General features: G+C 66.1%; 26 protein-coding genes. 15 read left to right on the forward strand and 11 right to left on the reverse strand.

What is annotated here, in order from left to right:
• Positions 1-247 precede the first annotated feature (247 nt).
• The gene (locus ACNFH5_RS08405) at positions 248-1,279 is read right to left on the reverse strand and encodes an AraC family transcriptional regulator (RefSeq protein ID WP_416745163.1); all 1,032 of its coding nucleotides are present in this window, start codon (positions 1,277-1,279) and stop codon (positions 248-250) included.
• A 123-nt stretch (positions 1,280-1,402) separates the two neighbouring features.
• Between ACNFH5_RS08405 and ACNFH5_RS08410 the strand changes: the two genes are divergently transcribed.
• Positions 1,403-2,296 (forward strand): TauD/TfdA dioxygenase family protein, encoded by an 894-nt coding sequence (locus ACNFH5_RS08410; protein ID WP_416745164.1) that lies wholly within the window; start codon positions 1,403-1,405, stop codon positions 2,294-2,296.
• Between the two features lie 164 nt (positions 2,297-2,460).
• On the opposite strand, the gene ACNFH5_RS08415 is transcribed toward ACNFH5_RS08410, so the two are convergent.
• Complete coding sequence (locus tag ACNFH5_RS08415) at positions 2,461-3,363, reverse strand: LysR family transcriptional regulator (protein ID WP_416745165.1); 903 nt, start codon at positions 3,361-3,363, stop codon at positions 2,461-2,463.
• Positions 3,364-3,470: 107 nt separating this feature from the next.
• On the opposite strand from ACNFH5_RS08415, the gene ACNFH5_RS08420 reads away from it, so the two are divergent.
• Together ACNFH5_RS08420 and ACNFH5_RS08425 are read left to right on the forward strand one after the other, a co-directional pair.
• Positions 3,471-4,541 (forward strand): AbrB family transcriptional regulator, encoded by a 1,071-nt coding sequence (locus ACNFH5_RS08420; protein WP_416745166.1) that lies wholly within the window; start codon positions 3,471-3,473, stop codon positions 4,539-4,541.
• A gap of 159 nt (positions 4,542-4,700) precedes the next feature.
• A complete protein-coding gene (locus ACNFH5_RS08425; RefSeq protein WP_416745167.1) occupies positions 4,701-5,933 on the forward strand; it encodes an FAD-dependent oxidoreductase in 1,233 nt (410 codons plus the stop codon).
• Between the two features lie 158 nt (positions 5,934-6,091).
• Here ACNFH5_RS08425 and ACNFH5_RS08430 read toward each other — a convergent pair whose 3' ends face one another.
• Positions 6,092-6,646 (reverse strand): TetR/AcrR family transcriptional regulator C-terminal ligand-binding domain-containing protein, encoded by a 555-nt coding sequence (locus ACNFH5_RS08430; protein ID WP_416745168.1) that lies wholly within the window; start codon positions 6,644-6,646, stop codon positions 6,092-6,094.
• 88 nt (positions 6,647-6,734) lie between these two features.
• Between ACNFH5_RS08430 and ACNFH5_RS08435 the strand changes: the two genes are divergently transcribed.
• Positions 6,735-7,940, forward strand: a complete 1,206-nt coding sequence (locus tag ACNFH5_RS08435) for an MFS transporter (RefSeq protein WP_416745169.1) — start codon at positions 6,735-6,737, stop codon at positions 7,938-7,940.
• Position 7,941: 1 nt separating this feature from the next.
• Here ACNFH5_RS08435 and ACNFH5_RS08440 read toward each other — a convergent pair whose 3' ends face one another.
• Positions 7,942-8,736, reverse strand: coding sequence for a LysR family transcriptional regulator (locus tag ACNFH5_RS08440; protein ID WP_416745170.1), 795 nt, complete (start codon positions 8,734-8,736; stop codon positions 7,942-7,944).
• A gap of 112 nt (positions 8,737-8,848) precedes the next feature.
• On the opposite strand from ACNFH5_RS08440, the gene ACNFH5_RS08445 reads away from it, so the two are divergent.
• A complete protein-coding gene (locus ACNFH5_RS08445; protein ID WP_416745171.1) occupies positions 8,849-9,574 on the forward strand; it encodes an SDR family oxidoreductase in 726 nt (241 codons plus the stop codon).
• Between the two features lie 151 nt (positions 9,575-9,725).
• Here ACNFH5_RS08445 and ACNFH5_RS08450 read toward each other — a convergent pair whose 3' ends face one another.
• Positions 9,726-10,958: an NADH:flavin oxidoreductase/NADH oxidase family protein gene (locus ACNFH5_RS08450; protein WP_416745172.1), complete on the reverse strand. Its 1,233-nt coding sequence runs from the start codon at positions 10,956-10,958 to the stop codon at positions 9,726-9,728.
• 79 nt (positions 10,959-11,037) lie between these two features.
• Here ACNFH5_RS08450 and ACNFH5_RS08455 point away from each other — a divergent pair, with 79 nt between their 5' ends.
• Positions 11,038-11,457 carry a MerR family transcriptional regulator gene (locus tag ACNFH5_RS08455; protein ID WP_416745173.1) on the forward strand — a complete coding sequence of 140 codons (420 nt, stop codon included), beginning with the start codon at positions 11,038-11,040 and terminating at the stop codon, positions 11,455-11,457.
• A 209-nt stretch (positions 11,458-11,666) separates the two neighbouring features.
• Here the strand turns inward: ACNFH5_RS08455 and glcC are convergent, their stop codons facing one another.
• Positions 11,667-12,437 carry a transcriptional regulator GlcC gene (gene glcC, locus ACNFH5_RS08460; protein WP_416745174.1) on the reverse strand — a complete coding sequence of 257 codons (771 nt, stop codon included), beginning with the start codon at positions 12,435-12,437 and terminating at the stop codon, positions 11,667-11,669.
• Between the two features lie 228 nt (positions 12,438-12,665).
• Between glcC and glcD the strand changes: the two genes are divergently transcribed.
• The 5 genes from glcD (at position 12,666) to ACNFH5_RS08485 (ending at position 18,795) form a co-directional block, all read left to right on the forward strand.
• Positions 12,666-14,165, forward strand: coding sequence for a glycolate oxidase subunit GlcD (gene glcD, locus ACNFH5_RS08465; protein WP_416745175.1), 1,500 nt, complete (start codon positions 12,666-12,668; stop codon positions 14,163-14,165).
• Positions 14,165-15,205, forward strand: coding sequence for a glycolate oxidase subunit GlcE (glcE, locus tag ACNFH5_RS08470; RefSeq protein ID WP_416745176.1), 1,041 nt, complete (start codon positions 14,165-14,167; stop codon positions 15,203-15,205). Before glcD ends, glcE begins: the two co-directional genes overlap by 1 nt.
• Positions 15,205-16,479 carry a glycolate oxidase subunit GlcF gene (glcF, locus tag ACNFH5_RS08475; RefSeq protein WP_416745177.1) on the forward strand — a complete coding sequence of 425 codons (1,275 nt, stop codon included), beginning with the start codon at positions 15,205-15,207 and terminating at the stop codon, positions 16,477-16,479. The genes glcE and glcF overlap by 1 nt, the downstream gene beginning before the upstream one ends.
• Positions 16,458-16,856 (forward strand): heme-binding protein, encoded by a 399-nt coding sequence (locus ACNFH5_RS08480; RefSeq protein WP_416745178.1) that lies wholly within the window; start codon positions 16,458-16,460, stop codon positions 16,854-16,856. The genes glcF and ACNFH5_RS08480 overlap by 22 nt, the downstream gene beginning before the upstream one ends.
• Before the next feature lie 244 nt (positions 16,857-17,100).
• On the forward strand, positions 17,101-18,795 hold the full coding sequence (locus ACNFH5_RS08485) for a lactate permease LctP family transporter (protein ID WP_416745179.1): 1,695 nt from the start codon (positions 17,101-17,103) through the stop codon (positions 18,793-18,795).
• Between the two features lie 149 nt (positions 18,796-18,944).
• On the opposite strand, the gene arfB is transcribed toward ACNFH5_RS08485, so the two are convergent.
• On the reverse strand, positions 18,945-19,358 hold the full coding sequence (gene arfB / locus ACNFH5_RS08490; RefSeq protein WP_416745180.1) for an alternative ribosome rescue aminoacyl-tRNA hydrolase ArfB: 414 nt from the start codon (positions 19,356-19,358) through the stop codon (positions 18,945-18,947).
• 250 nt (positions 19,359-19,608) lie between these two features.
• Here arfB and ACNFH5_RS08495 point away from each other — a divergent pair, with 250 nt between their 5' ends.
• The gene (locus tag ACNFH5_RS08495) at positions 19,609-20,523 is read left to right on the forward strand and encodes a nucleoside-binding protein (RefSeq protein WP_416745181.1); all 915 of its coding nucleotides are present in this window, start codon (positions 19,609-19,611) and stop codon (positions 20,521-20,523) included.
• A gap of 234 nt (positions 20,524-20,757) precedes the next feature.
• On the opposite strand, the gene ACNFH5_RS08500 is transcribed toward ACNFH5_RS08495, so the two are convergent.
• From ACNFH5_RS08500 to hppD, 4 genes are all read right to left on the reverse strand, one after another.
• Entirely contained in the window at positions 20,758-21,135 is a 378-nt protein-coding gene (locus tag ACNFH5_RS08500) for an MliC family protein (protein ID WP_416745182.1), read from the reverse strand.
• A gap of 91 nt (positions 21,136-21,226) precedes the next feature.
• Positions 21,227-22,642, reverse strand: coding sequence for an amino acid permease (locus tag ACNFH5_RS08505; protein ID WP_416745183.1), 1,416 nt, complete (start codon positions 22,640-22,642; stop codon positions 21,227-21,229).
• 100 nt (positions 22,643-22,742) lie between these two features.
• Complete coding sequence (maiA, locus tag ACNFH5_RS08510) at positions 22,743-23,384, reverse strand: maleylacetoacetate isomerase (RefSeq protein ID WP_416745184.1); 642 nt, start codon at positions 23,382-23,384, stop codon at positions 22,743-22,745.
• Between the two features lie 50 nt (positions 23,385-23,434).
• The gene (hppD, locus tag ACNFH5_RS08515) at positions 23,435-24,517 is read right to left on the reverse strand and encodes a 4-hydroxyphenylpyruvate dioxygenase (RefSeq protein ID WP_416745185.1); all 1,083 of its coding nucleotides are present in this window, start codon (positions 24,515-24,517) and stop codon (positions 23,435-23,437) included.
• A gap of 302 nt (positions 24,518-24,819) precedes the next feature.
• On the opposite strand from hppD, the gene ACNFH5_RS08520 reads away from it, so the two are divergent.
• From ACNFH5_RS08520 to ACNFH5_RS08530, 3 genes are all read left to right on the forward strand, one after another.
• Positions 24,820-25,587 carry an AraC family transcriptional regulator gene (locus ACNFH5_RS08520; RefSeq protein ID WP_416745186.1) on the forward strand — a complete coding sequence of 256 codons (768 nt, stop codon included), beginning with the start codon at positions 24,820-24,822 and terminating at the stop codon, positions 25,585-25,587.
• A 187-nt stretch (positions 25,588-25,774) separates the two neighbouring features.
• Positions 25,775-25,987: a hypothetical protein gene (locus ACNFH5_RS08525; RefSeq protein ID WP_416745187.1), complete on the forward strand. Its 213-nt coding sequence runs from the start codon at positions 25,775-25,777 to the stop codon at positions 25,985-25,987.
• A 245-nt stretch (positions 25,988-26,232) separates the two neighbouring features.
• Positions 26,233-26,394: a DUF1427 family protein gene (locus tag ACNFH5_RS08530; protein WP_017517667.1), complete on the forward strand. Its 162-nt coding sequence runs from the start codon at positions 26,233-26,235 to the stop codon at positions 26,392-26,394.
• The last annotated feature ends 28 nt before the right edge of the window (positions 26,395-26,422 follow it).

A 26,422-nucleotide genomic window follows, 5' to 3' on the forward strand; every position in this document is an offset into this window, starting at 1 on the left:
CGCCGGCCAATGCAGTGCGCTGAAGGTCATCGCGCCGCGCCTTCCGAGGCACGCGTGCAGGCAGGTTGCTGAGGACATGGATTCTCCTTTTCTTGTTGGGCGCCTCACGAAAAATGGCGATGCGCCTCTTGAGGGCAACGGATGGGAAGCGCGCGAAATTAACCCGCAACCGATGGCAATCGGCCACACCAGGAGGCTCTATCTCGCGGCTTTCGCCCATTGCAGAGGCGTCGCGGGCGGTTCGACTTCAGGGCGCCGGGAGGGTTCCGGACTGACGTTTCCAACGACCGGGCGACTGCCCCGTCCAGCGCTGGAAGGCCCGGGAAAAACTCGCCGCCTCGGCGTACCCCAGGCACTGGGCTATGCCGTGCAGATCCATGCGCGATTCGCGCAGAAGCCGCTCGGCCAAGCGCTGTTTGATGCCGTCATTGAGCACCTGCAGGCTTTGCCCCTCCTCTGCGAGACGCCGTTGCAGCGTGCGCTCGGAAAGCCCCATGCGTGCGGCCACCGCCGCCGCGCCGAGCAGGCTGGCGGAATCGCCCAACAGCAATTGCTGGACCTGCCGCGCAGTCGGTGTGCTGGCCAGGGTCAATGCCAGTTCTCCACAGAGGCGTTCGCAGAGTTGCTCACCGCTGTCGCGGGCGCTGATCTGCGCTTGCGGCAGCGGCGCCTGCAGGTCTTCCAGGGCAAAGAGCATGGCGTTGCGCGGCGCATCGAACACCGGCTCGATGCCGAAAGTGTCGAGGAACGGCGAGATGTCCCCGGGTGCCGCGCTGCGCAACTCAATGGCCAGCGGCTGCAAGGATCGCTGGAGTAGCTCGCCGGAAAGTTGCCAGCATCCGGCAATGCCCCGCTCCACCACGAAGGCGCGGGCATCCTCGGGCAACACGCGGTCGTCGTACACCAGCCAAAGCCCGCGCGCCTCCGTCTCGCTGCTCACCGGGCAGAGCGTCAGCGCCAGGCTCTGGAAGCGGCCGAAGGTCTCGAAGGCTTCCTCCAAGGTGCGGCTGGCAAGCATGGTGAATCCCAGCAGCCCCAACGAGGTGAGGTGATAGCGCCGTCCCGTCGCCAACCCAAGACCGGGACGGCTGACCCGCTGCAGCAGATTGCGAATCACCGCCAGTTCCTGCCAGGCCTGGATGCGCCCGGCGCTCGCCTGCAGGTCGGCCAGGGCGATGGCGCTGCCCACCAGGCAATCGTCCGCAGCGATGCCTTCGTCACGGGCGCTGTCGAGCAGGTACTGCACTCCGGTGATTTCGCGGGTCTGGCGCCAGTCCATCAAGAATGCCTCGCTGACCGTTGCATGGCGGAGAAAGTCAATTTTTGGCGGGCTTGATCATGGAAGAAAGTGACGGCGCTGACCATGCTTCAGGTGCCAATAACACTCACAAGAGGCTTCCCCATGTTCGAGTTCTTCTACGCGCTGCCGAGCCAGAACCGCGCCGCCGAGTACAAGCACTTCCGCATCGTCCCGGCCACCGGCGCGATCGGTGCGGACGTCAGCGACGTCGACCTGACCACGCTGGACGAAGCCGGCTACGCCGAGCTGCGCCAGGCGTTGCTGGCGCACAAGGTGCTGTTCATCCGCGGGCAGAATCTCAGCGTGGAGAGCCTCGAAGCCGTCACCCTGCGCTTTGGCGAATTCGGCCGCGAACCCTATGTGGTCGGCATGGAGGACCACCCGCATGTGGTGCGGGTGGTGAAGGAAGCCAACGAGAAGACCCCGGTGGTGTTCGGCGGCGCCTGGCACAGCGACTGGTCGTTCCAGGAGCGCCCGCCGGCCTTCACCCTGCTCTACGGCCATGACATCCCGCCGTTCGGCGGCGACACCCTCTACGCCAACCTGGCGCTGGCGTACGAATGGCTGTCACCGAAACTGCGCGCGCAACTGGAAACCCTCGACGCCATCCACAGCCCCGAACGCGCCTACGGCGCCGAGGCCAAGCACAACGACCTGATGGAGAACATGGCGGTGCGCTATGGCAGCCACGACGGCGAAGTGCGCTCGCACCCGCTGGTAACCAAACACCCGGAGACCGGCAAGAAAGTCCTCTACATCAACCCGGCCTACACCAGCGGCATCAAGGGCATGCGCCCGGCCGAGTCGCAGCCGCTGCTGGACTACCTGTTCGGCATCGCCACCCAGCCGGCCTTCACCTGCCGCATGCGCTGGACCGCCGGCACCCTGGCGATCTGGGACAACCGCAGCACCTGGCACTACCCGGTGTCGGACTACCACGGCATGCGGCGGGAGATGTATCGCACCACCGTGGTGGGCGAAATCCCCAGCCGCTGACGTACGGCGCTTCGCTTTTCGTAGGAGCGGGCTTGCTCGCGAACGGTGCTTCCCGGCGACTCCGAAGCGAAGCGGTTCGCGAGCAAGCTCGCTCCTACAGTCTCGTGACTGCGTCGGGGCGGATTACCTGGGGCAGGTTATCCGCCCTACGGAAATCGTCGCCGCTACCACTCCGCCCCGAACCGCCCAGCCTGCTCGCGCAACATCCCCCGCAGCAGCTGTGCAGCAGGTGAGAGATAAGCCCCTTCCCGCACCGCCAGGCCGATCGTCCGCGTCAGCGTCGTCTCGGCCAACTGCACCTCGCGTAGCTGGTCCATGCCGTGCCCGCCGGCCAGCGCCTCGCGCGCGATGAAGCTGAGCAGGCGGGTGCGGGCGATCAGGTTGGGCAGCATGGGGATCGCATTGGTCTCGATCTGCACCTGCGGCATGGGCAACTGGTGAGCCTGGAAGGTGGCATCCATCCAGCGCCGCGACGACACCCCGGTGGCCGGCAGCACCCAGCGATAACGGCAGAGGTCGGCCATGGCTACGGGTGCGTCGAAGATCGGATGGTCACGACTGGCAACCACCACTACCTGGTCCTGCAGCAGCGGCTCGCTGCTCAGTTGCGGGTCGTCGACGATTCGCGAGCAGATCGCCATGTCCAACCGCCCGCTGCGCAACGCCTCGCGCAACACATCGTCCTGCCCCAGCACCAGACTCATGGTGACATCCGGCGCGCGGGCCAGCAGGTCTTCGGTCAAGCGCGGCAAAAGGTACTCGGCCATGGTCGCCGCGCAGCCGAGTCGGATATTGCCCACCACCCCACTAGCGAAATCGCGCACCTCGCGGCGGGTTTCCTCGATGTCCTGACGCAATTGCCTGGCACGTTGCAGCATCAATTCGCCGGCCGGTGTCAGTCGAATCCGTCGGCCATCGCGCTGGAACAACCGCGCACCCAGGGATTCCTCCAGGCGCTGGATACTCTTGGTCAGTGCTGGTTGGCTACGTCCCAGGCGCTCGGCGGCGCGGCCCAGGTGGCCGAGCTCGGCGATGGTTTCGAAATAGGCGAGATCGCGCAGGTCCATGGTGGCCAATCGATAAATTTCAGGAATGGATTCATGACTATTAGAAAATAGACTTGATCGATCCGGCTACCGATAATTTTCCCGTCTTCCCCCGCCCGGAGCCGTCCGTGTCCAGCCGCCCAGCCCTCTCCACCGCCCGCATCCCCGTCAGTCTGCAATGGCTGGCCCTGGCGCTCGGGGCTGGAGGCGCCGGGCAGTTGCTAAGCTGGCTCGGCATCCCCGCCGCGCTGTTCCTCGGCCCCATGCTGGTGGCCATCGCCTTTGGTGTCAGCGGCGCGGAAATCCGTCTGCCACGCAGCGCCTTCCGTCTCAGCCAGGGCTGCATCGGCCTGCTGGTTGCCCATGCGATGAGCTGGTCGGTGCTGCAGGCGATGGTCGCTTCCTGGCCGCTGATGCTCAGCGCCACGGTGCTCACCGTGTTGCTCTCCGCCGCCGTCAGCTACGCCATGGTGCGCTTCGGCGGTATCCCCGGCAGCACCGCTGCCTGGGGTACCGCACCGGGTGGCGCCGCGGCGATGGTGTCGATGGCCGAAGCCAACGGCGCCGATCCGCGCGTGGTCGCCACCATGCAGTACGTGCGGGTGGTCTGCGTGGTCATGGCCGGTGCCCTGGCCGGGCGGCTTCTGGGCATCGAAGGCGGCGGCTCGGTAGCGCACAGCACGCCGATCATCGATACCGCAACGTTGCCCGATCTGATCAACTGCCTGCTGCTGATCTTCGTCTGCACCACCGCTGGCGCAAAGCTACCGGCCGGGCCGCTGCTGGTGCCGCTGGTGGCCGGCGCCGTGCTGCAGCTCACCGGCGTGCTGCACATCACCCTGCCGCACTGGTTGCTGGCGACCGCCTACGGCGTGATCGGCTGCTACATCGGCCTGCGCTTCGACCGCGAAAGCCTGGCCTATGTCGGCCGCCACCTGCCGGCCATGATCGTCAGCGCAGTCGGGCTGATCGTCAGTTGTGCGCTGTTCGCCTGGGCGCTGGCGGCCATCACCGGGATGGACTTCCTCTCCCTTTACCTCGCCACCAGCCCCGGCGGCCTGGACGCCATGGCGATCATCGCGGTGGATACCCAATCCGACGTCGGCCTGGTGCTCGCGATGCAAACACTGCGGCTGTTCGTGGTGTTGTTCACCGGGGTGTGGGTGGCGCGCCAAGTCATACGCCTGAGCCACGTCTGACCTGTAGGAGCGAGCTTGCTCGCGAACCGCCCAACCTTGTAGCTGCCGGCTGACGCCATTCGCGAGCAAGCTCGCTCCTACAAAGTGCGCCCATCCGGGATCTTGTGCCGGCGAACCCACCCCCGCTAAGGTCGTCGCTCGTTATCGAGCGAGCCCGTCATGGATAGCCTTCGCCACCACCCCATCCGCTTCCACGTCACCCACTGGAGCGACGACCCGTTCAGCCGTGGCGCCTACAGCAGCCTGCTGCCCGGCGGCACACCGGAACATCGGCGCAGCCTCGGCGAAGTGCTGGACGGCAAGCTGGTGCTGGCCGGCGAGGCCTGCAATCCCGTCGCTCCGGCCATGACCCATGGCGCCTGGAACGACGGCCTGCGCGCCGCCCGAATCGCCATCGAAGCCGGCGCCCGCCGCGTGCTGGTGATCGGCGCGGGATTCGCCGGCCTGGCCGCGGCGCGGCACCTGCGGGAGGCCGGCATCGAGTGCGTGGTGCTGGAAGCCCGCGACCGCCTCGGTGGGCGCGTCCACAGCATTGCCCTGGGCCCGGTTTGGGTGGACGAAGGCGCCGCCTGGCTGCAACAGTTCAACGACAACCCCCTGGCCATCCATGCCCGGCAGCTTGGCCTGCCGTTGCGGGAAACCGATTTCGGCCAACCCCTGGCCGCGGCAGCGGATGGCACGCTGCCCGACATCGATGCTGCCTGGGAGGCCCTGCGCGCGGGGATCGACCGCAGCCTGCCGCTGGCCGATGGCGTGGCGCGCTATCTCGAATCACGTGATGAAGCTGTCCGCCGCGCCACTCGCTTCGCCCTGGACGCCAACCTGATCCTGGAGGCCTGCCTGCCGCTGGAATCGTTGTCGGTCGATGCACTCGACGAAGAAGGTGTCGGCGCCGGCGACCGCTTCCTGCCGCAGGGGTATTCACAGCTGGTCGCGCATCTTGCCGAAGGGCTGGATATCCGCCTCAACCGGCCGGCGACCGCCATCGACTGGTCTGGCGATCAGGTGCGTGTGGCGGATGAAAGCGCCGACTTCTGCATCTGCACCGTCCCCATCGGCGTACTGCGCGATATTCACTTCAATCCGCCTTTGCCACCCGCGCAGCAGAATGCGCTCGACCACCTGGGCATGGGGCAACTTGAGAAAGTCGTGCTGCAATTCGACGAGCGCTGGTGGCCGGTTTCGCCGTCGGGTTACCTGCGCTGGTACGACACGCCGGCCAGCTTCGGTGAGTGGCTGGACCTCACCGACGCCGTAGGTACACCGACCGTTGCCGGGCTGATAGCGGCGGATGCACTGGAGCGGGTATTTGCCGGGCGCAGCGACGAGGAGATTGCGCTCGTGGCCTGTGAAGCTTTGCAGGCGTGGGCAGACGCCCTACGGAGATTGTAGGAGCACGCTTGCTCGCGAACAGCATCCCTCGAAGTGACAGTGCTTGGCGGTTCGCGAGCAAGCTCGCTCCTACAGGTACGTGCCGGGCGTCGCCCGCCAGAAGCAGTTGAGATTCGCAAACCAGCACCGGCCGGCAAAGAGCGAGCCCACGGCAGCGGCTACAACCCCTCCAGCGTCAGGTCGACCAACCGCTCGACATACGCCACCTCCAGCTCCTCGCCGGAAAACAGGATGCGGTACACCAGCGGCGCCATCAGACGGTCGACGATGCGGTCAACCTGCGGCAACTTCTCGCCGCGCTGCCTGGCGCGCAGCAGGATGATCTCGAACTGGCCGCAAGCGATCGCCATGCAGCGCCCCGAGCAGCCGCCGCCTGCCGCCAGCAGGTCGAGGACTACCGCGCGGCCGGGCACCGAGGCGGTCTCCTCCATGTACTGCTCGCCCCAGGCCAGCAGGTCGCCGCGCAGGCTGCCGGTGTCCGCCGGCTCGGCGTCAGGGCGGATGCGTTGCAAGGCGACATCGCCCAGCAGTTCGTTGAGATCACCCCAGCGCCGATAGATGGTCGAGGGCGTGACGCCTGCTCGCGAGGCGATCAACGGCACCGTCAGTTCGGCGCGTTCGCGCTCCTCCAGCAACTCGGCCACGGCCTTGTGCACCGAAGCCTGCACCCGCGCACTGCGGCCACCCGGTCGAACACCCTGATTGATTGCCATAAGCACCTTAACGCAAAGAATTTGCTTTTATACCAAAACGGGTCCAGCATCTCGCAAAAGCAAAATCTTAGCCTTTGCGAGCTGAATCATGGCACAGACCCCATCGAAAAGCGCCCCCGGCTTCTCAGCCAAAGCCTCGGCCGCGCTGCTGACGGCCATCCTCATGGCTTTCCTCGCCGCCGCCGCCGCGCCCACGCCGCTGTATGCGCTGTACCGCGAGTCCTGGCACTTCTCCCCGCCCCTGCTGACGCTGGTGTTCAGCATCTACGCCGGCGGTCTGATGCTGGCGCTGCTGGTGTTCGGCTCACTGTCGGACCACCTCGGCCGGCGCCCGGTGATCCGCGCCGCGCTGATCCTCGAACTGCTGGCAATGGCGGTGTTCCTCTACGCCAACTCAGTCGAGTTGCTGATCATCGCGCGCCTGCTGCAAGGCTTCGCCACCGGCATCGCCACCAGTGTGCTGGGCGCAGCCATGCTGGATATCGACCGCGAGCGCGGCCCGCTGATCAACAGCGTGGCGCCCATGCTCGGCATGGCCATGGGTGCGCTGGGCAGCAGCACGCTGGTGCAGTTCGGTTCCGATCCGCTGCATGAGGTGTATGTGTGGCTGCTGGCGGTGTTCGCCATGGGCATCGTGCTGCTGCGCTGGTTGCCGGAAAGCATCAGCCGGCAACCCGGCGCACTGGCCTCGCTGAAGCCGCGCATCCGCATTCCCCCGCAGGCCCGCCGCGAGTTCTGGAGCGTAGCGCCACTGAATGCCAGCCTCTGGGCGCTCGGCGGTTTCTACCTGTCATTGGGTCCGACGCTGGCACGGCAAGTCACCGGTCTGCAGGTGCCGATGATTGGCGGAGGACTGGTGTCGCTGCTGTGCTTCTGCGGCGCGCTGGCGATCTTTGCTCTGCGCAGCCAGCCAGCGGCGGTGATCCTGCGTCGTGGCGGCCTGGCGCTGATAGTCGGCCTGCTCATCACCCTGCTCGGCGTGGACAGCGCCAACCTCTGGCTATTCTTCCTCGGCACCGCGGTGGCGGGGCTCGGCTTCGGCGGCGCCTTCCTCGGCGCCCTGCGTTCGGTGGTGCCGCTGGCCCACGCCCATGAACGTGGTGCGCTGATGGCAAGCTTCTATGTGCTGAGCTACCTGGCCTTCAGCGTGCCGGCGATTCTTGCCGGGCTGGCGATCCAGCGCTACGGCCTGATCGCCACCACCAACGGCTATGCGAGCCTGCAGATTCTCGCGGCCTCGCTGGTCCTGCTGCTGTCCTTGCGCACGCCCGCCGCACAGAAGGTGCAGGCCTGAGTCAGGCCGCCTCGCGGGCTCGCAGGAAGTCGTAGAGACCGCGCACCGCCGGCTGCTCCAGCGCCTGCGCGGAATGGCAGAGGCCAATGCGGCGTACGGGTAGGGGAAGATTCAGGCTCCCACTCCGAACTGCCGGAGCGCCGCTCAGCAGCGAGGCGGGCAGGATGGCTGCGCCCAGACCGGCGTTGACCAGCCGAAGGGCAAGATTCAGCGTGCTGGCCTGCGCTACCACGGGTGCGCTGCCATAGGCCGTCATCAGTCGCTGGTGGGACGGGTGCGACGGGCAGGTGATCCATGCGTCGACCTGTGCACGTCCGTCACCTGGCGGCAGCGCCAGCACGTAGGGGTCGTCCCAGACCGGGACGAAAAGCTCGTCTTCGCAACAGAACTCCTCCGCTGCCAGCCGAGCATCCCCCACACAACCTTCTTCCAGATGCAGCTGCAGGTTCGGGATCGCCTGCTGCACCAGGCCGACGAAACTCTCCACCTGCCCGGCGCTGATGTCCCCTTCCACGCCCAGGTGCAGTGGCTGTCGCTCCGACGACTGGCGGAACAGGTTGCGCAACCCGTCCGCCTCGGCGAGCAAGGCACGGGCACGCGGGTACAGGGTACGTGCCGCTTCGCTGACATCCACGCCGCGTGGCTGGCGCACGAACAGCTCGGTGCCCAGGCTCTCCTCCAACTGGCGCACGGTGGCGGACAGCGTGGGCTGGCTGACAAACAGGCGCTGCGCAGCGGCGGTGATGTTGCGCTCCTCGAAGACCGCGACGAAGGCGGCGAGCTGTCGAATATCCATAGGAAATCCCGATGCCAGACACAGGAATAAGCCATTTTTCAGGCGAATTATTGCTAAATATACTTCACTGCATCGTTTAGGCATCCAGATTTTCGATTGCAGGAGAACCACCATGAGCAAGCCCCTGATCATCGTCACCGGCGCCAGTTCCGGTATCGGCGAAGCCACCGCCCGCCTCTTCGCCCAGCAGGGCCATCCCCTGCTGTTGCTGGCCCGACGCATTGACCGCCTGGAAGCGCTGAAGCTGCCCAACGCGCTGTGCCGAGCAGTGGACGTGACCGACCGCGAGGCGCTGCTGGCTGCCGTGGCGGATGCCGAGAAGCGCTTCGGGCCAGCCGACGCGCTGGTGAACAATGCCGGCGTGATGCTGCTGGGCAATATGGTCGAGCAGGACCCGGCCGAGTGGGAGCGCATGCTCGACGTCAACGTGAAGGGCCTGCTCAACGGTGTGCACGCCGTGCTCAAGGGCATGGTCGAGCGCAACCAGGGCACCGTGATCAATGTCAGCTCGGTGGCTGGGCGCAAGACTTTCCCCAACCATGTCGCCTACGTTGGTACCAAGTTCGCGGTGCACGCGATCTCCGAGAACCTGCGAGAGGAAGTCGCGGCGCATAACGTACGCGTCGTCACCATTGCCCCCGGCGCGGTGGAGACCGAACTGCTCAGCCACACCACCGACGAGGCGATCAAGAGCGGCTACCAGGACTGGAAGCGCGAGATGGGCGGCAAGGTGCTCAGCGCCGAGGATGTGGCCAACGCCATCGGCTACGCCTACAACCAGCCACAGGGCGTGTGCATTCGCGAGATCGTGCTGGCGGCGACGCGGCAGCAGGCGTGATCGGCGCCAGGCCCGCCCAGCCCTCCCCTTGAGGGAGGGGCCCAGGCATTTGTAGGAGCGGACTCCGTCCGCGATCGGCTGCTCCCATCGCCAGGATCATCCGCAGAGCGGCGATTCCACTTCGCGGACGGAGTCCGCTCCTACGCACCAATCAACCGATCTGGCGCGCGGCCCAGCGGCGGTACTGCTTGGCCCGACGCAACGTGCGCCATTGCTCCATCACCAAGGTGCGCCACGGCGAGGCCTGCGGGTTGGGCGCGCGGCGGGCGCCGATGCGGTGCAGCTGCAGCTTGACCAGCGCCATGTAGGCCAGCGCCGCCAGCGGCTTGGAGCGCCAGCGGATCGCCGGTAGCTGTGGTTGGGTCTGGCTGCCGCGCTGCCAATGCAAAACCAGCTGCGGCTCCAGCGCCAGGGCGGTGCCGATACCGACCATCTCCAGCCCGCTATCCAGCACCTGCTCCGCCACCGGCAGACGACGGATGCCGCCAGTCACCATCAGCGGCATGCGCGCCGCTTTGCGCATCTCGCGGGCGAATTCGAGGAAGTAAGCCTCCCGCGCCAGGGTGCGGCCATCGCGGGCATCGCCCTGCATGGCCGGCGCCTCGTAGCTGCCGCCGGAGAGCTCGACCAGGTCGACCTGTTCGTCGTTCAACCACTCGATCACCTGGCACGCATCACTGGCGTCGAAGCCGCCGCGCTGGAAATCGGCGGAGTTGATCTTCACCCCCACGCAAAACGCCGGCGACACCTCGGCACGGACAGCGCGAACGACCTCCAGCAACAGGCGCGCGCGATTTTCCAGCGAGCCTCCCCAGCGGTCCTGGCGCTTGTTGGCCAGCGGCGAGAGGAACTGGCTGAGCAGGTAGCCGTGCGCTGCATGGATCTGCACGCCGGTGAAACCGGCCTGTTCAGAAAGCTTTGCAGCGCGGACGAAGCGCCGAATCACCTCGGCGATATCGTCCTCGGTCATCTCGCGGGCAACAGCAAACAGCTTGGAGAACTTGCCCATCTCCAGCGGCACAACCGAGGGCGCAATGGCCCCCTGGCCGAGGTTGGTCTGCACCTGGCGACCGGGATGGTTCAACTGCAACCAGAACTGCGCGCCGCGGGAACGACCGATGCGCGCCCATTCGCGGAAGCGCTCCAGATGGCGGTCGTTTTCCAGCACCACGCCGCCGGGGCCGGTCATGGCGCGGCCGTCGATCATCACGTTGCCGCTGAGGATCAGGCCGACGCCGCCATCCGCCCAGGCCTGGTAAAGGCGCAGCAGCGCGGCCGAGGGCGCCTGGTCGGCGTCGGCCATATTCTCTTCCATGGCGGCCTTGGCGATACGATTGGGGACTTCGCCGCCGTTGGGCAGGCGCAGGGGCTGGAAAGGCGACATGAGGCGACTCCGAGGTTGTGGTGCCAGCAAGGCTAAGTTTAAAGTTCACTTCAAGGTCAAGCCCCTTTCGGAGCCCAGCATGAAAATCGGTGAACTGGCCAACCTCAGCGGCCTCGCCCCCTCGCGCATCCGCTTCTACGAAGCCAGCGGGCTGATCGCCCCGGCGCGGCGCCTGGCCAACGGCTACCGCGCCTACCCGCCGGAGACCCTCGACCTGCTGGAGATCATCCGCAGCGCCCAGCAGACCGGCTTCAGCCTGGAGGAAATCCGCAACCTGCTGCCGCACTCCACCCCCATCGAGAACGGCCACGGCGAACTGGTCGCCGGCCTGCGCCGCAAGGTCGCGGAGATCGAGGCGATGGAGCAGCAGCTGCGGCAAAACCGCGAGCGCTTGCTGGCGGTGATCGACGGGATCGAAAACAAGCCCGAGGGCATGGGCTGTGCAGCGAATGCCGAGCGCATGCTGGCGGAGATGCGCGAACGCAAGGCGCGGCGCTGATGCAGAACCTGTAGGAGCGAGCTTGCTCGCGAACGGTATTCCCAGGCCACTCCGGCGCGAAGCGGTTCGCGAGCAAGCTCGCTCCTACGAAAAGCCGCTGGCAGCCGATCGCTTCTTTCGGCTCGCGTAGGAGCGGACTCCGTCCGCGATCGATTCCCGGCAACGCTGAGCTGGCCGGTTGGACATCGCGGACAGAGTCCGCTCCTACATCACCTCCAACCCTCTAGGCGCAAGGTCGCGCGCACCAGGCGCTGCTCCTCCTGCTCGATCTCCCGCAGGTTGTCCCTGACGCCGTGGATATGTTCACGGGCGGCACGCTGCGCCTGCTCCGGCTGGCGTTCGCAGAGGGCGCGGTACAGCCGCGCGTGCTGGCGGTCGATCTGGCGCTTCTGCGGCGGGCGGTTGTAGAGGTTGTTCACTGAGGCGAACACGGTGCTGAGCATCAGTTCATTGAGCGACTGCAGCGTGTGCACCAGCACCGGGTTGTGCGAGGCCTCGCTGATCGCCTGGTGGAAGGCGTGGTCGCGCCGGGCATGCTCGCGTGGGTCCAGCGGTTGCGGCTCGTCGAAAGCCGAGTGCATCTCCTCGAACCGCCGGCCGATCAGCAACAGGTCGACATCCGTGGCGCGCAAGGCGGCCAGCCGGGCAGACTCCCCTTCCAGTAGCGCGCGCACCTCCAGCAAGTCATAGAGCGTGCGCGGCTGCGAGCGGAACAGGTGCATCAGCGGCGAGACGTCGTCGGCGCCGGTCAGGTCTGCAACGAATGAACCCCGCCCCTGCTCGGTATCGACGATGCCGCGCCCGCGCAACGCACGCAGCCCCTCACGCAATGCCGAGCGCGAACAGCCGAGCTTCTCCACCAGGCGCCGTTCCGACGGTAGCGCCTGGCCGACCTTGAGCACGCCATCGACGATCAGGCGCTCGATCTTTTCCGCCACCTGGTCGGCGACGCGCTGCTTGCCCTGCGGGTAAGTCGTCATCACAGCTCTCCACAACTGGTAGGACCAGTGCCTCTTCGCCTGTCCTGTCGCCAAGAACCCTAGCTGCCAGGAAAGGGCCTTTCCAGCGTACCGGCACTTAATAACTGGTCGGACCAGTGTGAAATCCAATGGACGCCTGCGAAGCGGCGGCCGCATGTTCACGGCGCTGTGGCTCAAGAAGCCCGCCTGACGGGCTCATCCAATAACAAGATCAGAGCACCGTGGCCCATGAATATCCTCTTTGACGAGCGCGTCGACGGCGCGCTGCCCGCCGTCGACAAATCCGCCCTGCTGGCCGAACTGCGAGCGGCACTGCCCGACCTCGAACTCCTGCACACCACCGAAGACCTCAAGCCCTACGAATGCGACGGACTCTCTGCCTATCGCACCGTGCCGATGCTGGTGGCGCTGCCCGAACGCATCGAGCAGGTGCAGGCGCTGCTCAGGCTCTGCCATGCGCGCAAGGTGCCGGTGGTGGCGCGCGGCGCGGGCACCGGGCTCTCCGGAGGCGCGCTGCCGCTGGAGAAAGGCATCCTGCTGGTGATGGCGCGCTTCAACCGCATCCTTGAGGTAAACCCGCAGGGCCGCTTCGCCCGTGTGCAGCCCGGCGTGCGCAACCTGGCGATCTCCCAGGCCGCTGCCCCGCATGGCCTGTACTACGCGCCCGACCCGTCCTCGCAGATCGCCTGCTCCATTGGCGGCAACGTCGCCGAGAATGCCGGCGGCGTGCATTGCCTGAAGTACGGCCTGACCGTGCATAACCTGCTCAAGGTGGACATCCTCACCGTCGAAGGCGAGCAACTGACGCTGGGCAGCGATGCCCTCGACAGCCCCGGTTTCGACCTGCTGGCACTGTTCACCGGCTCCGAGGGCATGCTCGGCATCGTCACTGAAGTCACCGTCAAACTGCTGCCACGCCCGCAGGTGGCGCGGGTCCTGCTGGCCAGTTTCGATTCAGTGGAAAAGGCCGGCCGCGCGGTGGCCGACATCATCGCCGCCGGCATCATCCCCGGCGGGCTGGAGATGATGGACAACCTGTCGATCCGCGCCGCCGAGGACTTCATCCACGCCGGCTACCCGGTGGACGCCGCCGCCATCCTGCTGTGCGAACTGGACGGCGTGGAGGCGGACGTGCAGGACGACTGCGCGTGCGTCGATGGCGTGCTGCGCGCGGCCGGCGCCACCGACGTGCGGCTGGCCTGCGACGAAGCCGAGCGCGTGCGCTTCTGGGCTGGGCGCAAGAACGCCTTCCCGGCGGTCGGGCGCATCTCGCCGGACTACTACTGCATGGACGGCACCATCCCGCGTCGCGAGCTGCCGCGCGTGCTGCACGGCATCGCCGAGCTGTCGGAGGAATTCGGCCTGCGCGTGGCCAACGTGTTCCACGCCGGCGACGGCAACATGCACCCGCTGATCCTCTTCGATGCCAATGTGCCCGGCGAGCTGGAGCGCGCCGAGGCCATCGGCGGCAAGATCCTCGAACTCTGCGTGGCAGTGGGCGGCAGCATCACCGGTGAGCACGGCGTAGGGCGCGAGAAGATCAACCAGATGTGCGCGCAGTTCAACAGTGACGAGCTGACCCTGTTCCATGCAGTAAAGGCGGCGTTCGACCCGGACCGCCTGCTCAACCCCGGCAAGAACATCCCGACCCTGCACCGCTGCGCCGAGTTCGGCGCAATGCACGTGCATCACGGACAGTTGCCCTTCCCCGACCTGGAGCGCTTCTGATGGCCGACGCCAGCGCGGACCTGCTCGAACAGGTGAACCAGGCACTCAGCGCGCGAACGCCGTTGCGCATTCGTGGCGGCGACAGCAAAGCCTTCCTCGGCCGCCCGGTCACCGGCGTGGAACTGGATACCCGCGCCCACAGCGGCATCGTCAGCTACGACCCGACCGAACTGGTGCTGACCGCCCGCGCGGGCACGCCGCTGGCGGAGATCGAAGCGGCGCTGGACGAGGCCGGGCAATTGCTGCCCTGCGAGCCGCCGAGATTCAGCGGCGCCACGTTCGGCGGCATGGTTGCGGCCGGGCTTTCCGGCCCGCGCCGGCCCTGGTCCGGCTCGGTGCGCGACTACGTGCTGGGCACGCGGCTGATCACCGGCCACGGCAAGCTGCTGCGCTTCGGTGGAGAGGTGATGAAGAACGTCGCCGGCTACGACCTGTCCCGTTTGCTCGCCGGCAGTTTCGGTTGCCTTGGCGTCATCACCGAAGTGTCGATGAAGGTCCTGCCCAAGCCACGGATGTGCGCCAGCCTGCGCCTGGAAATGGACATCCACCAGGCGCTGGGCGAACTCGCCGAATGGGGCGCACAACCGATTCCGATCACCGCCGCCTGCCATGACGGCAGCGCGCTGCACCTGCGCCTGGAGGGTGGCGAAGGCTCGGTGTGTTCTGCACGGCTGCGCCTGGGTGGCGAGGAAATCGACAGCAGCTACTGGCAGAACCTGCGCGAACAGCGCCTGGGCTTCTTTGCCAGCCCCGGCACGCTCTGGCGGCTGTCGCTGCCTAACGCCACGCCGGCACTTTCGTTGCCGGGCGAACAGCTGATCGACTGGGGCGGCGCACAGCGCTGGCTGAAGTCCGACGCGGACGCCGAGCTGATCCGCCACAGCGTCGCCGAAGTTGGCGGCCATGCCATGCGCTGCACGCCGGGCGACGACAGCTTCCACCCACTGCCCGCCGCGCTGCTGCGTTATCACCAGAGCCTCAAGCAACAGCTCGACCCGCAAGGCATCTTCAACCCCGGCCGGATGTACAGGGAACTCTGATGCAAACCAACCTGAGCGAACAGGCCAAGCGCCTGCCACGCGCCGAGGAAGCCGAGCGCATCCTGCGCTCCTGCGTGCACTGCGGCTTCTGCACAGCCACCTGCCCGACCTACCAGTTGCTGGGCGACGAGCTGGACGGCCCGCGCGGGCGCATCTACCTGATCAAGCAAGTGCTCGAAGGTGCCGAGCCCAGCGCCAGCACCCGCGAGCACCTGGACCGCTGTCTGAGCTGCCGCAACTGCGAGACCACCTGCCCTTCCGGTGTGGACTACCACAACCTGCTGGACATCGGCCGCGCGGTGGTCGAACAGCAGGTGCCGCGCACGTTCAGCGAGCGCGTGATGCGTCGCAGCCTGCGCGTTGTGGTGCCGAATGCGGCGCTGTTCAGCGCACTGGCCAAGGCCGGGCGGACCTTCCATCCGCTCCTGCCGCAGAGCCTGCAAAGCAAGCTGCCGCGCTACCCACATCCGCCGGTTGAACGCCCGAAGCCGCGCCACACGCGGCGCATGCTGATGCTCGAAGGTTGCGTGCAGCCCGCGCTGTCGCCCAACACCAATGCCGCCGCCACGCGGGTGCTGGATCGCCTGGGCATCAGTGTGATCCCGGCGGCGGATGCTGGCTGCTGTGGCGCGGTGGACTATCACCTCAATGCCCAGGCCGATGGGCTGGACCGCGCCCGGCGCAACATCGACGCCTGGTGGCCATCCATCGAAGCCGGCGCCGAGGCCATCGTGCAGACGGCCAGCGGTTGCGGCGCCTTCGTTCGCGACTACGGCCATCTGCTGGAGCGCGACGTGCAGTACGCGGCGAAGGCCCGGCGGGTCAGCGAACTGTCCCGCGACCTGTCCGAAGTGCTGCGCGACGAGCCGCTGGAGGAACTGCACCTGCGGGGCGAGCGCCGCCTGGCCTTCCACTGCCCGTGCACGCTGCAGCACGCGCTGAAGCTGGGTGGCGCGGTGGAAGGCGTGCTCACGCGCCTGGGCTTCAGCCTCACTGCCGTGCCTGACAGCCACCTGTGCTGCGGCTCCGCCGGGACCTACTCGCTGACCCAGCCGGAGCTGTCGAAGCGGCTGCGCGACAACCGTCTGCAGGCGCTGGAAAGCGGCAGCCCGGAAGTCATCGTCACTGCCAACATCGGCTGCCAGACACACCTGGGCGGCGCCGGCCGCACGCCGGTAAGGCACTGGATCGAACTGGTGGAAGAAACCCTGGCCGACGCGCCGCAATCGCCCCCCCATGACGAGGTGGACACATGCTCAACAAAGCCGTTCTGAGCCAGCAGGAAGTCAGCCGCATCCTCACCGCCGCGCGGGAGGAAGCGCTGCGCAACCGCTGGGCGGTGTCCATCGCGGTGGTCGACGACGGCGGCCATCCACTGGCGCTGGAGCGCCTCGACGGCAGTGCCCCGGCCAGCGCCTATATCGCCACGGAAAAAGCCCGCAGCGCAGCACTGGGGCGGCGCGAAACAAAAGGCTACGAAGACATGGTCAACGGCGGCCGCACTGCCTTCGTCACCGCGCCACTGATTACCTCGCTCGAAGGCGGCATTCCGCTGATCGTCGATGGACAGGTGATCGGCGCAGTGGGCGTCTCCGGGGTGAAGGCCGGCGAGGATGCTCAGGTCGCCAGCGTGGGAGTGGCAGCGCTTTGAAAGCCCTCTTGCGCCCCTGGCGACAGGTGGCCACAGGCCGAGTCAGGGTCGTCGCCGGTCACAAGCGAGCCGGCGGCGGCACCCCGAAAAGCTTGCCCGAATCAGCTTGCAGAAGCCCCGCTACGCGCCGCGTTGCGGGGCTTTTTCAATACCTGCCGGCGCGTGCGCCGCCCAGGCATGCGCCACCTGAAAGAGTTATCCACCGCTGACGCTTTGCCTCCGACAACAACAAGGGACAATCCCCATGCAAACCTGGCAGCAGCTCTATACACCGCTTGGCAGCCTCGGGCTGTCGGCACTGGCGGCCCTCGTGCCGATCATCTTCTTCTTCCTCGCCCTGGCGGTGTTCCGCCTCAAGGGCCACGTCGCCGGGGCGATCACCCTGCTGTTGTCGCTGCTGATCGCCGTGTTCGTCTACCACATGCCGGTGGACAAGGCGCTGGCCTCGGCGGTCTACGGTTTCTTCTACGGGCTCTGGCCGATCGCCTGGATCATCGTGGCGGCAGTGTTCCTCTACAAGCTGACGGTGAAGAGCGGGCAGTTCGAGATCATCCGCAGTTCGGTACTGTCGATCACCACCGACCAGCGCCTGCAGGTGGTGCTGATCGGCTTCTCATTCGGCGCCTTCCTCGAAGGCGCGGCAGGCTTCGGTGCACCGGTGGCAATCACCGCGGCGCTGCTGGTCGGCCTGGGTTTCAATCCGCTGTACGCCGCCGGCCTGTGCCTGATCGCCAACACCGCGCCGGTGGCCTTCGGTGCATTAGGCATCCCGATCATCGTCGCCGGGCAGGTGTCAGGCGTGGATGCCTTCAAGATCGGCGCCATGGCCGGCCGGCAGTTGCCGATCCTGTCGGTGATCGTGCCCTTCTGGCTGGTGGCGATGATGGATGGCTGGCGCGGGGTGCGCGAAACCTGGCCAGCACTGCTGGTGGCCGGCGGTACTTTCGCGGTCAGCCAGTTCCTCACCTCCAACTTCATCGGCCCGGAGCTGCCGGACATCACTTCGGCGCTGCTGAGCATGGTCTGCCTGACGCTGTTCCTGCGTGTGTGGCAGCCGGTGAATCTGCGCGAGACGGAGTTCTCCAGCATCAACGCCGACGGCACCGCGACGCTCGGTGGACTGGGGGGCGGAAGCGGCAGCGCCCAGCGTGAATCCGAATACAACTTCGGACAGATCTTCAAGGCGTGGTCGCCGTTCCTGATCCTCACGGTGCTGGTGACGATCTGGACCATGAAACCATTCAAGGCGATGTTCCTGCCCGGCGGCGCGCTGGAGAGCTGGGTAGCGGTGATCAACGTGCCCTACCTCGACCAGTTGGTGCTCAAGGCAGCGCCCATTGTCGCCAACCCGACGCCGATGCCGGCGATCTACAAGTTCGACCTGGTGTCGGCCAGCGGCACGGCGATCTTCTTCGCGGCGCTGATCTCCATGGCCATCCTGCGCATCGGCGTGAAAAGCGGTGCGGCGACCTTCGGCGAGACGCTGAAGGAGTTGAAGTGGCCGGTACTGACCATCGGCATGGTGCTGGCCTTCGCCTTCGTCACCAACTACTCGGGGATGTCCACCACCCTGGCGCTGGTGTTGGCGGGAACCGGGGCGGCCTTCCCGTTCTTCTCGCCGTTCCTCGGCTGGCTGGGCGTGTTCCTGACGGGGTCGGACACTTCGTCCAACGCCCTGTTCGGCTCATTGCAGGCGACCACCGCGCACCAGCTCGGGGTCAGCGACACGCTGCTGGTGGCAGCCAACACCACCGGCGGGGTGACCGGCAAGATGATCTCGCCGCAATCCATCGCCGTGGCCTGCGCGGCTACCGGGATGGTCGGGCGGGAGTCGGACCTGTTCCGCTTCACGGTCAAGCACAGCCTGATCTTCGCGGCGTTCATCGGCCTGATCACGCTGGCGCAGGCCTATGTGTTCACGGGGATGCTGGTGCACTGACGATCCCGCTGGCGCTGAAGGTAAACCTGTAGGAGCGAGCTTGCTCGCGAACCGATTCCGCTGCGGGGCCTGGTTCGCGAGCAAGCTCGCTCCTACGAAGGCCAAGAGCCCCTCACCCCAGCGCCGATATCCAACCAAAGCGCTCCCCCTCAGAAATCCACCTTCCCCCGCCCCGCCTTGATCGCCCCGCGCTTGCTCTTGCCTTCCAGCCGGCGCGTCTTCGAGCCTAGCGTCGGCTTGGTCGGGCGGCGCTTCTTCTCCACCTTCGCCACGCTGCGGATCAACTCCGCCAGGCGGTTGAGCGCATCCTCGCGATTCTGCTCCTGGGTGCGGAACTGCTGCGCCTTGATCACCACCACGCCCTCGCTGGTGAGGCGCTGGTCGCTCAGGGCCAGCAAACGCTCCTTGTAGAACTCCGGCAGCGACGAGGCACGCACATCGAAACGAAGGTGCACGGCGCTGGACACCTTGTTGACGTTCTGCCCGCCGGCGCCCTGGGCGCGGATGGCGTTGAGCTCGATCTCGGCGTCAGGAATCTGCACGGTGTTGGAAATCTGCAGCATGGGGAGGATTCAGCGAGGAAATAATCGTCAGGATACCGCGCAGCGTCGCGCCTGTCCCGAAGCCATCTGGTTCGGCCCGCAGCAACCGTTCCTGACTTCTGCGTCAATTTTTGTATACGTCTTTGTGTACAAGTTTTACTTGCAATGTCATCAATTCACCATTAGAACCCAGCCTGTCACCGACCGCAGTTCACCCTGCGGGACGCCGGCCCCGAAGCCACAAAAAATAAGAACAACACAGAGGTGCAGCATGGTTTCTTCCGCGATGACGGCCCTTGGCGCCGCCCGCCCCCAACCGCGTTCCAGCCGCCGCCTGAGCAACGGCCGCCGGTTCGCTCTCGGTACCGCTCTGGTGCTGGCCCCGCTGGGGCTCGCACAGGCCGAGGAGGATCGCTTCTTCGAATGGACCAGCAACACGCTGGGCTTCCGCTACGGCAAGGGCTTCACCAACCCGAACAACCCGCACGACATCAGCAAGCGCATCTTCAGCTTCAGCCACGCGGACGGTTACCGCTACGGCAGCAACTTCTTCCACCTCGATGTGTTGCAGTCCGACAGCGATGATCCGCGCAAGGGCACCGACCACGGCAGCAGCGAGGTCTACGGCGTGTTCCGTAGCCAGCTGTACGCTTCGCGGGTGTTCGACCTGCCGCAGGGCAAGGGGCTGGTGAAGGACCACGCCTTCACCTTCGGCTTCGACGCCAGCCGCAACAACAACCTCGGTTCGGCGAAGAAGCGCGCGCTGGTGTTCGGCCCCACCATCAAGTTCAACGGCCCCGGCGTGCTGGACCTGTCGCTGTTCTACTACCGCGAGAAGAACCATTCGGGTATTCCCAACGTGAAACACCCGGACCACACCTTCGACCCGACCTACATGCTCAACCTGACCTGGCTGCGGCCGTTCCAGCTGGGCGACCACGGGGCGAAGTTCCAGGGTTTCCTGAACTACACCGGTGAAAAGGGCGAGGACTACAACGACAACGACACCGCGCCGGAGACGCTGATCCGTACCTCGCTGATGTTCGCCACCCTGCCGGGCACCAAGCGCCAGCCGAACCTGTGGCTGGGCGTGGGCTACGAGTACTGGCACAACAAGTTCGGCGTGGACGGCGGGCGCGGCACGCGCACCTCGACGCCGACGGTGAACCTGGAGTTCACCTTCTAACTGCCGATGTGGCGGCTGTTCGCGAGCAAGCTCGCTCCTACGAAAAGCTAGCCCAGCGCGGACCGGCTCTTGTAGGAGCGAGCTTGCTCGCGAACCCGCCTGACACCGTCCCCAATGTCGCAGGGCGGATAACGCCGGCGCGCTATCGCCCTACAAAAGCGTTCCGCACAGCGGCGCTGGCATGAAAAAGCCCGGCATCTGCCGGGCTTTTTCGTTCGGGTACCACAAGAAGAATCAGCTCTCCTTGCAGGCCACGCCGTCCGCGGGTTCACCGCCTTTCCAGTCCTTGTACAGGGTCGCGTCTTCGCCCTTGGTCCACCATACGTACTGCCCGGCCGCATAGCGCGCGCCGGAGGCGGAGATGACGTTGGCAAAGACCAGGCTGGAGGCGTCCGTCACCGGCACCACGGCCAGGCTGTTGTCGCCCTTGTTCAGGTACTGCACGCTGATCTTGCGGCCGTCCTCGCACTTGTACGAGACGCTGCGCGAATCCAGCTTGGCATCGCCGGGTAGAACCAGCGCGTCGACCTGGGGCGCTTTCTTCTCTTCGCCGCCGCAGGCGACAAGGATGACCGGCACAGCCGCCGCGAGCAGCCAAAGTGCTTTTTTCATGAGTATCCCTCTGACGAAAATGGCCTGGTCACTCTAGGAAAGGACAGGCCGCGCGGTCAATCACGCGCGGCCCGGCACAAAGTCTGGCAGGTCAGTCCGCCAGTGCCACGCCCGCCGAGCCACGCCGCGCCGGCTGGCGCTTGAGGCGATAGCAGCCGTACATCACCAGCAGCCACAACGGGATCGCGTAGACCGATACCTGGATACCCGGCGTGAGCAGCATGACGCCGAGGATGAACACCACGAAGCCCAGGCACAGCCAGTTGGCCGCCGGGTAAGCCACGGCGCGGAAGGCGGTGCGCTTGCCGTCGGCATCCATGCGTGCGCGAAACTTCAGGTGCGCCAGGCTGATCATCGCCCAGTTGATCACCAGTGCGGCGACCACCAGGGACATCAACAGCTCCAGCGCACGGGCGGGCACCAGGTAGTTCACCAGCACAGCGAGGAAGGTTACCGCCGCCGAAACCATCAGCGAGCGCACCGGCACGCCACGGCTGTCCACCTTGGCCAGGGCGCGCGGGGCATCGCCCTGCTCCGCCAGGCCCACCAGCATGCGGCCGTTGCAGTAGGTGCCGCTGTTGTAGACCGACAGCGCGGCGGTGAGCACGACGAAGTTGAGGACGTGGGCCGCGGTACTGCTGCCGATCATCGAGAAGATCTGCACGAAGGGGCTGCCGCTGTAGGAGTCGCCGCTGGAATTCAGGGTCTGCAGCAAGGCGTCCCACGGGGTCAGCGAAAGCAGCACGGTGAGCGCGCCGATGTAGAAGATCAGGATGCGGTAGATCACCTGGTTGATCGCCTTGGGGATCACCTTTTTCGGCTGGTCGGCCTCGGCAGCGGTGAAGCCGAGCATTTCCAGCCCGCCGAAGGAGAACATGATGATCGCCATGGCCATCACCAGCCCGCTGATGCCATTGGGGAAGAAGCCGCCATGGGCCCACAGGTTGCTCACGGCCGCCTGCTCGCCACCGGTGCCGCTGGCCAGCAGGTAGCAGCCCAGGGCGATCATGCCGACGATGGCGGCGACCTTGATGATCGCGAACCAGAACTCCGCCTCGCCGAAGGCCTTCACGTTGAACAGGTTGATCGCGTTGACCACCACGAAGAAGATCGCCGCCGTTGCCCAGGTCGGTACATCCGGCCACCAGTAGTGGATGTACTTGCCCACCGCGGTAAGCTCCGACATGCCCACGAGGATGTACAGCACCCAGCAGTTCCAGCCCGAAAGGAAGCCGGCGAAGCCGCCCCAGTACTTGTGCGCGAAGTGGCTGAAGGAACCGGCGACGGGTTCCTCGACGATCATCTCGCCGAGCTGGCGCATGATCAGGAAGGCGATGAAGCCTGCGATGGCGTAACCGAGAATCATCGACGGGCCGGCGGACTTGAGCACCCCGGCCGAGCCGAGGAACAGCCCGGTACCGATGGCGCCGCCGAGGGCGATCAGCTGGATATGGCGATTCTTCAGGCCGCGCTGGAGCTGGCCTGCGTGTTGAGTTTCACGCGTCATGCGTCACCTGTTGTTTTTATCTGTGACGGGAATCGGCCGCCCGGCTTGTGGCCGGGCGGTGCGGGCAAGGCAAGGCTAAAGAGCGGTGGAGCGGATGAATTTATTGGGCGTCCGGCTGCACCTCCGGAGCAGCCTGCAGGAAGGCTTCGAGGGATTCGCAACGAGCCGCGATGGCGAGCAGGCGCGGGCAACCGGACAGGTCGCAGTCAAAGCGTCGAGCGTTGTACAGCTGGGGAATCAGACAGGCCTCGAAATAGCCGGGGCGCTCACCGAGCGATAGCGGACCGCTCCAGCTGGAGATGCCCTCTTCCACCGCGTGCAGGCCGGTTTCGACCCAGTGGCGAATCCACGCATTCTTCGCCTCGTCCGCCACACCCAGCGGGCCGCTGAGGTATTGCAGCACGCGCAGGTTGTTCAGCGGATGGATGTCGCAGGCGATGTGCAGCGAAAGCGAACGCACCTGCGCACGTTGCAGCGGATCGCGCGGCAGCAGGCCGGGTTGCGGGTGGGTTTCCTCGAGGTATTCGAGGATCGCCAGGGACTGGGCAATGCGCGCGTCGCCATCCACCAGCAACGGCACCAGCTCCTGCGGATTGAGCGACTTGTACTCGGCGGCGTGCTGCTGCCCGCCATCCTTCACCAGGTGCACCGGCACCTGGCGGTAGGCCAGCCCCTTGAGGCCGAGGGCGATGCGCACGCGGTAGGCGGCGCTGGAGCGCCAGTAGGAATACAGGGTGAGCATGGCGGTTCTCCGGGGCGGCCGCACAGGTCAGGCGACCGCCCTCGATCAGGTTACTGCTCGGAGATCACGCCACGGCGAATCTGGTCTTCCTCGATGGATTCGAACAGGGCCTTGAAGTTGCCCTCGCCGAAGCCCTGGTTGCCCTTGCGCTGGATGATCTCGAAGAAGATCGGGCCAATCACCGTGTTGGTGAATATCTGCAGCAGGATGCCGTCGTCGCCCGGCGCGCCGTCGATCAGGATGTTCAGATCGCGCAGTTGCTCCAGCGGCTCGCCGTGGCCGGCGACGCGGGTGTCGACCTTGGCGTAGTAGGTGTCCGGGGTGCTCATGAAATCCACGCCGTTGGCGCGCAGCTGGCGCACGGTGGCGTAGATGTCTTCGGTGGTCAGGGCAATGTGCTGGATGCCCTCGCCGTGGTATTCGCGGATGAATTCCTCGATCTGCGACTTGTCGTCCGCCGACTCGTTGATCGGGATGCGTATCTTCCCGCAAGGCGCGGTCATCGCGCGGGACAGCAGGCCGGTGAGCTTGCCTTCGATATCGAAGTAGCGGATCTCGCGGAAGTTGGCGATGCGCTCGTAGAAGCCGGACCAGACGTCCATCTGGCCGCGCTTGACGTTGTGGGTCAGGTGGTCGATGCACAGCAGGCCGACGGCGTTGTCGGAGGCCGAGCGGCCTTCGATGAACTCGAAGTCGACGTCATAGATGCTCTTGTCGCCATAACGGTCGACGAGATACAGCAGCGAACCGCCGATGCCTTCGACGCAGGGAATGTTCAGTTCGCCGAAATTGGCGTGGCTGCCCACCAGCTTGGCGCCCTGGGATTCGACGTAGGCGGCGGCTTGCGCTGCATTCTTCACCCGGAAGGCCATGGCACAGGCGCTCGGGCCGTGCTTCCTGGCGAACTCGTGGACGTGGCCGGTGGGGCTGCCGTTGAGCACGATGTTGATGTCGTTCTGCTGGAACAGGAAGACTTCCTTGGAACGGTGCTTGGCGGTCTCGGTGAAGCCCATGCCGGTGAACAGCTGGCGCAGTTGCTCGATGCCCTTCGCGTCGGGGGCGGTGAATTCGACGAACTCGAAGCCGTCGGTGCCGATGGGGTTGTGTTGCTCGATCTTGGTCACGGCGTTCATCCGGCCTCCTCGTTGTCGTTATCGGCTGGGGCGGCGCACAGGCCGTCCAGGCGTTTGGAATGCCTTCATCACAACCGTCGCGGGGCTTTGGAACAAGCTGGCCGCCGAGGGTTTGCGGCGTGCCGGGGCTGATGGCCCGGAAAGAAATCCTTACGCCGCCCAAAGCCCCGTGCGGCATGCCGTCGCACCGTAAAGAATTCGTGACAAGGTGGTGCGCCAGCCTGCCAGTGCGAATGCGGCGCGCTCGTCAGTACGCAGTGCGGCGGCTACCATGCGCCCATCTCCCCTGCCCGAATCCGCCCATGGCCCGCGCCGCTCCTCCTGATTTCGACGCCACCCCGGCTTCCCTGCGCGCCCTCGCCCGCAGCTACCCGCGCGGCTTGCACATCGAGCCGCACTCCCATGACTGGGGGCAGGTGCTCTATGCGATGTCCGGAGTGATGTGGCTGGAGACGCCTTCCGAGGCCCTGCTGGTGCCGCCCAATCGCGCCGTCTGGCTGCCCCCGCAGGTACCCCATGGCATCCGTGTGGTCAGCGAGCTGCAGATGCGCAACATCTACCTGCGGCCGGGGACGGCAGATGCCCTGGGCGAACAGGTGCAGGCGTTCGAAGTGGGCGGGTTGCTGCGTGAACTGATCGTCACCCTGGTGCAGCACGAGAGCGAGCCCGACTCCGCGTATTACCAGGCGCTGTCGCAGCTGGCCGTGCTGGAGCTGCAACGCGCTCGCAGCCTGCTGTTGCGCGTCCCGCTGCCGGATGACTCCGACCGCCGCCTGCTGAACCTGTGCCTGGCGGTGATGGCCGAGCCAACCCAGGAAATTTCCTTCGAGCAGCACGCCGCCGACGCGGGCGCCAGCGTGCGCACCCTCGCCCGCCTGTTCCAGCGCAGCCTGGGCATGGGCTTCGCCCAATGGCGGCGGCAGGTGCAGCTGGCCACGGCGGTGGCGCAGCTCAATGAGGGCATCGCGGTGAGCCAGATCGCCCATGGCTTGGGGTATCAGCCGGGGAGCTTCAGCGAGATGTTCCGCCGCGAGCTGGGCGTGGCGCCGTCGGAGTATTGCGCGCGGTAGCCCCTGCATTTCGTAGGAGCGAGCTTGCTCGCGAACGGAACCGCACGGTGCCTTGCGTTCGCGAGCAAGCTCGCTCCTACAAAAGCCCATCACGCCGCCGCTCTGGCTCTTGAAGACTTGCAGAGAAATATCCGCGCACTCCGAGCGGCCCCGTTCAGGAGGCCTCGTTGAATTGGAGTTTCAGGCGATGAGCGACATGGATGTCAACGAGAGCGCTGTCGGGCCAAGGATGGCCCGTCAGCGCGTGCCCCTGAAACTTCAATTCAACGAGGGAATTTTTCGCCTAAGCGAAAAACCGGATGTCCGGGGCAAGACCTTTGCCTTCTTTGGGGCGTTTGCCAAAGAAGGTCGCCCGAGGGGGCGAAACACAGAGTTTGCGCGCACGCCGTCGCGACGCTGAAAACCTCAAGCCCACGCAGGACCGTAGGGCGGATAACCCTGGCGCGTTATGCGCCCTACGATGTGACTCCAGCGCAACGCAAGCACATCGCGGACGAAGTCCGCTCCTACGCGGGTGCACGTCCATCCAATACTCCCCACCGACATCTGTCCGATATTCCGAAGTCCCTGTCCGGCGACGCCCTCCAGCAGCCCCTAGACTGCCTCCAACCCACCCAGCCGCCGGAGCGATCCTCGGAGGACACCATGAGTTACCTGATCTCCCTGGCCATCGGCATTGCCGTCGGCCTGGCCTACCACTTCCTCGACTTCCGTTCGCCAGCACCGCCGCTGGTGGCGCTGATCGGCCTGTTGGGCATGCAGATCGGCGAGAACGCCCTGCCGCTGCTGACCCGCTGGCTCCACTGATCCCCCTCTCCCACTGATTGCCAAGGAC

This window comes from Pseudomonas sp. NY15435, assembly GCF_048068295.1.
Taxonomy (GTDB): Bacteria; Pseudomonadota; Gammaproteobacteria; order Pseudomonadales; family Pseudomonadaceae; genus Pseudomonas.